Source organism: Kosmotoga sp., assembly GCF_982836095.1.
In genome coordinates this window covers 1-6,327 of the sequence record NZ_CEYIHJ010000115.1, presented here as the reverse complement: position 1 = coordinate 6,327, position 6,327 = coordinate 1, and the positions used below count along the sequence as shown (strand labels likewise).

Here is a 6,327-nt window from a genome sequence, read left to right as displayed (position 1 = left end):
ACCTCTGCAATTCCTCGGTGTTTGCCTGATTCACATTGATTAAACTATTTTTAGTAGAAACTGTTTTCAACGGCTCTGTTTCTGTTTCAACGCTGACAAGCTCTTCCAGTTTCGAGAAAGTCATATCACCTATACCGCTAACTTCCTTTAGCTCTTCAATATTCCGGAAACCACCATGGCTGTTTCTGTACTCAATGATGTTTTTCGCTTTGATTTCACCTATTCCCGGTAAAGTTACTAATTCCTCTAGAGAAGCTGTGTTCAGGTCCAGCTTTTCAGTATCTTCACCTCTTCTGTTGATCTCTGAACCGCCGCTTACTACAACAAACTCTTTTATCTTATCCAACGTTGCCTGTCCAATACCACTTACATTCAAAAGTTCGTCTACACTGTTAAATCCGCCTTGACTATCACGATAGTCGATAATGCTTTTAGCCTTTGAAGGACCTATATTTGGCAGCAACTCAAGCGTTTTTGCGTCGGCTTTGTTGAGATCTATGGGGTAGATTTCTTTCGTTTCCATGCCTGGTATTTTCTCTTCATTGACGCTTTCAGAAGGTTTGTCAGGTCCAAACAAGGCTACAAGAGCCAGAACAAGTATGAAAAGCAACACTCCGAGAATCTGAGCTTCTTTTGTTGAAAGCCTTCTCATATTATTCTATCCTTCTTGGAAATCTATCAGCTATCCTCCATCCTGTCAATTCTTCGACTTCAGCCACATTTAGATTTTTGGAATAATTCCTAACCGTATCAAGGTCTGGAAAAAGCCCTAATATTGCTGAATAAAAAGTACGCCCATCAGATGTGACCCACCTATAGATAAAGGCTGGATAGCCCTTAGCTCTTAAGCTTATAATCTGAGGTGCAATACCATCGGCGAAAGTGTGTGAAACAAGCTGTAACCCATAAACAACTTTCGAAGGGTATAAGCCTTCTAATGGTAATCCTTTTAATGAAGCTACGCCATAAATTCCCTCTTCAATCTCCGTGATGAAGTAGTTTAATTCACCGGCTTCTACACAGAGTTTGAAAGCTAATTCAGCATCTACCGCAACGTACGATAAATCTGAACCTTCAATCAAGTAGTCAAAGGACTTCAGGATTAGTTTTTTGTAGTCAAAACTCTCAATGTAGAAATTCGGCACGGGATTCACCGGACTGGGTTTCTCTATAATTACTTCGGAAGAAGCCTCAGATATTTCGGCAAATTCCGTAGCTGTTGGTGTTGAAGCAATCGAGATGTTGTTTTCTTCCGGGAGAAAATTCGAGCGAATTTCTTCTATGATCAAACGGTAATTTTCAGCTTCTTTTTTCAATAGATAAGCATAGCCACCGAGTAAAAAGGTGAATATTGACAAACCAAGTATGATTATGATTAAAACTCTTATTACAACGTTCAAAGCCCTTTCTTTCATAGTAAGCGCTCCAATTCTCTGCCATGGCTTTTCAACAAACTAAAAAACTCCTTTGTATCAATTCTCTCATGAAAAACGTTCCCAAAACAGGCTATTTCAATTTCCAGGTTTTTGGTCTGTGAAAGGTATTCGTTAATCGAACTAAAATCGAGTCGAAGAGGCCAGTGACGGTTCCAAAATTTCCTCAACAGTGTCAATAAGTCCTGCTCTTTCTTTACGACACCAAAGATCTTGCCCAGCCATATCTCAAACACAGCACCAAAGGCAAGGGCATTAAGAAAATCCAATTTTAGTCTGAAAGCAGATTCTAAAAGATTCGCAAATCTCATTCCAATAACACCCGGGTTATTGTTGACCTTCTCGGTATAAAGCTTTATTCCCAGCCAAAGGATGTCCGCCCAGGTATCTAAAGGTAGCTTCTCATCTTTTTTCAACAGTTTCTCCAAATAGAGAAAAGCGTGTTCATCGTAAGAATAAGTGGTTAACAGAAAGGGGATTAATTCACAGTTCCCGCGTTCAAGAAATCTTGAGAAGCTGAGATCGGGATTGACATAAATCTTGCTCGGGAGACCATATAGTGATAACAAATCCTTCCGAAACTCGAAGTTTATGTAAAATTTCCCATGTATAGGCAAAAGGGTTTGTGAAAGGCTGGTAGAAGGTACTGCATAAAACTCGTTGATTTGGCCATGGCTAAAAGCCGAATAACCAACCATATCAATAATTGCCCCGCCTCCGAAGGCAACAACTCTTGAATGGCCCCTGGTTCTAAAAAGCTGATACAACTCGAAAACCCTATCGATAGATTTTATATGTTCACCGCCGGGCAACAGGTGAACATCCTCTGGTTTATTTTGCAATAGATTATTAAGGCCGGAGTCCATCACAAAAATGGACTCCGGTGAAAAAGCATCGAAATCTTTTCCAAAAACAATGCCACAACGTCGTTTTTCATGCAATTCAAAGGAAAGACTCTTCATGCTACTCCTTCTTCAGCGAGTTTCTTCAAAAGTGCAACAGTGTTAAGTACGTCATCATAATCCACCATCTCGTGAGGAGTGTGAACGTACCTTGTAGGGACAGATACCGTTCCCGAAGCAATTCCTGCTCCTGTTAATTGATAACCCCTTGCATTGGTTCCACCAAAAATGAGTATTTCATATTGATAGGGGATTCCATTTGTGGTGGCTATTTCAGTTAGCTTCTTTACAACTTGCGAAGAGCTTATGCTGGCTTTGTCTTTGATTTTTATGGTTGGCCCAGCGCCAAGTTTGAACCCCATTCTCTTAAATGCCTTAGGAGTGTCTGGACCAGCTGTTACATCGAGAGCGATAGCCATATCTGGTTTAATATCATACGCTGCAACACTTGCTCCTACCAACCCTACTTCTTCTTGAACGCTGAAAACAAAGTAAACATCATCTTTGGGTTCCTTGAGTTCTTTTGCTACTTGAACAAGTATGGCACAGGCAATACGATCATCCATGGCCTTTGATACGAGACGCTTCCCATGATCGAGGAAAGTGGCTTCATAGGTTCCAAAAGTGCCAATTGGCGCTTTTTTCATGGCATCTTCTTTATTAGTAGCACCGATGTCAACATATATAACATCGAAAGCGAGGTTCTTCATGTTTTCGGCATATTCTTTACCTGTTTCTCCTTCAACACCAACGACACCAACAGTACCTGTTTCAAATTTAATTCTTGTGCCAAGGAGTACATAAGGAGAAACTCCGCCTATCATTTCCACTCTGAGGAAGCCATTGTCGTCCACGTGAGTAACTACTACGCCTATTTCATCCATGTGGGCGTCAAAGAGAAGTTTTTTGCCAGAAACGCCCTTTTTCCATGCAATCAAGTTTCCCAATGCATCAACCCTGTAGCCATCAACATGATTCTTTATCTCCGTGATAATACTTTCCCTTATCTTATCTTCTCTACCACTTGGTGAAGAAACTTCCGTGAGTTTTTTTATAAGCTCTTTCATTCTGGTAGCACCTTCCCTTCAATCACAAGAATCTTTGCGAGTTCTATAACCGCAGAGAAATCTCTGGTATCTATCATGGAAACAGGTGAGTGAATATAGCGCGAAGGAGTAGAAATCACACCCGATGGGATTCCCGAAAGTGTTCTCGCCAGTCTTGCAGCATCCGTACCGCCAGCTAACCTCGCTTTATACTGGTATGAAATCGCATTGCTTTCAGCAGTTGCTTTGATTGTTTCAAATATTCTTTTATTCAATACAAGCCCTCCATGGGCAAATGTTAAAGCCGGTCCCTGACCGAGTTTGGTAGCCCAACGATTTTCAGGTATCTCGGGATTATCACCTGCTGTGGTATTTTCAAAAACAATGGCCGCATCGGGTTGAATCTGGCTTGCAGCAACACCGCTTCCCCTGAGTCCTACTTCTTCCTGAACTACCCAGGAAAAATAAACATCGTGTTCAAGACTCATGTCTCCCAGGGCTTTTAATACCTCGAGGAGAACAAAGCAACCGCTTCGATCATCAAAAGCCTTCCCCAATGCATATTGTCCTACTTCTTCATACTGGGTGTTAAAGTAAACCGGATCTCCCACTTTGACTTTTTTGGATGCTTCCTCCTTCGAATTAAAGCCCATATAAACACTGAGATCGCTGTAAGCAGGGGTCTTTAAGAGAGATTCGTCTTTTTGCAGATGTACGGCTTTAAAACCGATAACTCCCTTAAGCAGGTCTTTCCCGACCGATACTTTCTTTCCAATGAGCACTCTTGGGTCAACACCGCCAACACGCGTTATGCCTACAGACCCATCTTTGTTTATTTTCGTGACCATGAGCCCGACTTCGTCCATGTGTGCCAAAAGCATGAGTTTCTTCGCACTGGAGGCTTTTCCTTTTTTTAGGGCAATGAGATTACCTACATTATCTCGCCAGTATTTATCTACTTTTCCCTTTATCTGCTTTTCGATAAAATCAGCAACTGGTTCTTCAAATCCCGAAATACCCGGAAGTTCGGTCAGCTCTTTTAAGAGTTCAAACTTCATCTTTTTCACCTTCTTCCAGTTCAGCAAGGAAAGCTGCCAGAAGTCTCACGCTGTTTTCAACGTCTGTCGGATCAATCACTTCAACAGGAGTGTGCATGTACTTCTGAGGTAGAGAGATAAGCAGTGTTGGAATACCTGTCCCGGAAATTTGAACCACGTCCGCATCTGTCCCGGTTCTTCCAGCGGCAAATTCATATTGCACGGGTACATTATGTTTTTTGGCAGTTTTATCTAATTTTTCAAAAAATTTCTTGTCGATATTTGGACCACCAACGGAAATCGCTGGTCCCTTTCCTATGTTTATTTCGAATTCTGAGTTGTCGTGGGTTACGTCCATTGCGATTGCCAGATCCGGTTTAATGCCTTCGGCAGCAACTTTAGCGCCAAAAGCACCGATCTCTTCTCTTGAGGTAAAGACAAAATAAACATCTGGTCTGCGAGAAAACCGTTCCAGTTCTCTGGCAGTCAAAATTGACACAGCGCAACAAGCTCTGTCATCCAGTGCTTTCCCAACTACTTTCCCATTCAGTTCCAGGGCTTCAAAATCAATCACAACAAGATCTCCCGGCTGGATGGCTTCGTAGTCTGGATTCATTGAAAGATCAATAAAAAGCTCGTCAAAACCAGGAACCTTTCCCTTTGATTTTGCATCCTGAAGATGAGGAGCAAGCATGCCTATAATTCCACGGCGTTCAACACCATCCCGGCACTTTACCCTGACCTTTTGAGAAATTAAAACTTTAGGGTCAATACCGCCAAGCCCTTCAAACCTGGCATAACCGCGTTCATCTATCCTGGAAATGACCAGTGCAACTTCATCCATATGGGTGAAAGTCGCGATTCTCTTGCCCGTGTTGCCCTTTTTCAATGCGATGAGATTGCCCATGTTATCTACTTTCAGCTCATCTACGAAAGGGCTGATCCTGTCAAATATGAGCTGACGGGTTTCATCTTCATACCCAACCGGGCCAAAAGAGTTTGAGAGATCTTTAAGTAGCTCCGTAACCTTCAAATCGTCCCCCCCTTTGTTTCAAATTTCATATTGTCGACACTTTCAACCACAATTCTTCCAGTTCTTATATGAGCTACCGCGGGTGTTCCTAACCTTTCATAATCCTGGGAAATTATTCCGCCTATTTGCAGTAAAGAAGGCGAAAGTTCCAACGCGGCAATTATGGCTTCATTTCCCACAGAGTAACCAGCTCTTAAAATACCTCGTGCAGAGCCAAAAACAACAATACTACCGCCAGCGATAATTTCTGCACCGGCATGTATATTCCCCATTACAATGACATCGTAGTTATGGACCACAATCTGTCCAGAACGAAGATTTCGTTTGATAACTACTGCCCCTCTTACCTCTGTAACTTTTTCCCTAACGAGGTTATACTTTTGTCCAACCTTGACATTTGTTTTCTCCAGGCTACCCACTAAAATATCCTTTACCCTGACTCCCATGTTGTTTAAGAGCGATACAATGTTGACAATGTCATCGGGTTTGCTGGTTTCCTGTGTTAGCATTAAAGAAATCTCATCACCTTCCGAAAAGAAATCCTTTGCTTCGGCAAATTTAGTCATAATTTCCTGTTTAAGGGCTTCGATACTCGTGTAGGTTTCTATGAGCAGAATCAATCCTCTTTTTGTCATTCGAAAATCAATAGGCAACAGGATCCCTCCCTTCACTTGTAAATTTTATCATGAATGCACTTGGTTGTAGATAATGAGAAGGCGGGAGTGTAAGTATCGAGTTATGAATTATGAGTTATGAGTGATGAATTATGAGTTATGAGTTAAAGAACGAGGAACCGAGTTACGCGGTTCGAGTTGCGAGCTTTAGCGACGAGTAGCGATGTAGGATAAAATAAAGGAGGCAGTCAGGAGGAAGAGA

7 protein-coding genes are annotated in these 6,327 nt (G+C 42.0%); all 7 read right to left on the bottom strand.

The features are described 5' to 3' along the window. Positions 1–652 (bottom strand): ComEA family DNA-binding protein (locus AC3LHT_RS07860; RefSeq protein ID WP_488662499.1); only part of this gene is annotated, 652 nt, incomplete at its 3' end. Position 653: 1 nt separating this feature from the next. Continuing rightward, complete coding sequence (locus tag AC3LHT_RS07855; protein ID WP_290645435.1) at positions 654–1,415, bottom strand: sporulation protein; 762 nt, start codon at positions 1,413–1,415, stop codon at positions 654–656. Further along, the gene (locus AC3LHT_RS07850) at positions 1,412–2,395 is read right to left on the bottom strand and encodes a dehydroquinate synthase/iron-containing alcohol dehydrogenase family protein (protein WP_488662498.1); all 984 of its coding nucleotides are present in this window, start codon (positions 2,393–2,395) and stop codon (positions 1,412–1,414) included. The genes AC3LHT_RS07855 and AC3LHT_RS07850 overlap by 4 nt, the downstream gene beginning before the upstream one ends. Further along, positions 2,392–3,402, bottom strand: coding sequence for a M42 family metallopeptidase (locus AC3LHT_RS07845; protein WP_488662497.1), 1,011 nt, complete (start codon positions 3,400–3,402; stop codon positions 2,392–2,394). The genes AC3LHT_RS07850 and AC3LHT_RS07845 overlap by 4 nt, the downstream gene beginning before the upstream one ends. Continuing rightward, entirely contained in the window at positions 3,399–4,439 is a 1,041-nt protein-coding gene (locus AC3LHT_RS07840; RefSeq protein WP_488662496.1) for a M42 family metallopeptidase, read from the bottom strand. The genes AC3LHT_RS07845 and AC3LHT_RS07840 overlap by 4 nt, the downstream gene beginning before the upstream one ends. Further along, on the bottom strand, positions 4,429–5,451 hold the full coding sequence (locus AC3LHT_RS07835; RefSeq protein WP_488662495.1) for a M42 family metallopeptidase: 1,023 nt from the start codon (positions 5,449–5,451) through the stop codon (positions 4,429–4,431). The genes AC3LHT_RS07840 and AC3LHT_RS07835 overlap by 11 nt, the downstream gene beginning before the upstream one ends. Further along, entirely contained in the window at positions 5,448–6,104 is a 657-nt protein-coding gene (gene minC, locus AC3LHT_RS07830; RefSeq protein ID WP_290645425.1) for a septum site-determining protein MinC, read from the bottom strand. The genes AC3LHT_RS07835 and minC overlap by 4 nt, the downstream gene beginning before the upstream one ends. Positions 6,105–6,327 lie beyond the last annotated feature (223 nt).

Coding starts and splice junctions, on each gene's coding strand:
- AC3LHT_RS07850 (WP_488662498.1), bottom strand. CDS start 2,395: ATGAAGAGTCTTTCCTTTGAATTGCATGAAAAACGACGTTGTGGCATT.
- AC3LHT_RS07855 (WP_290645435.1), bottom strand. CDS start 1,415: ATGAAAGAAAGGGCTTTGAACGTTGTAATAAGAGTTTTAATCATAATC.
- AC3LHT_RS07845 (WP_488662497.1), bottom strand. CDS start 3,402: ATGAAAGAGCTTATAAAAAAACTCACGGAAGTTTCTTCACCAAGTGGT.
- AC3LHT_RS07840 (WP_488662496.1), bottom strand. CDS start 4,439: ATGAAGTTTGAACTCTTAAAAGAGCTGACCGAACTTCCGGGTATTTCG.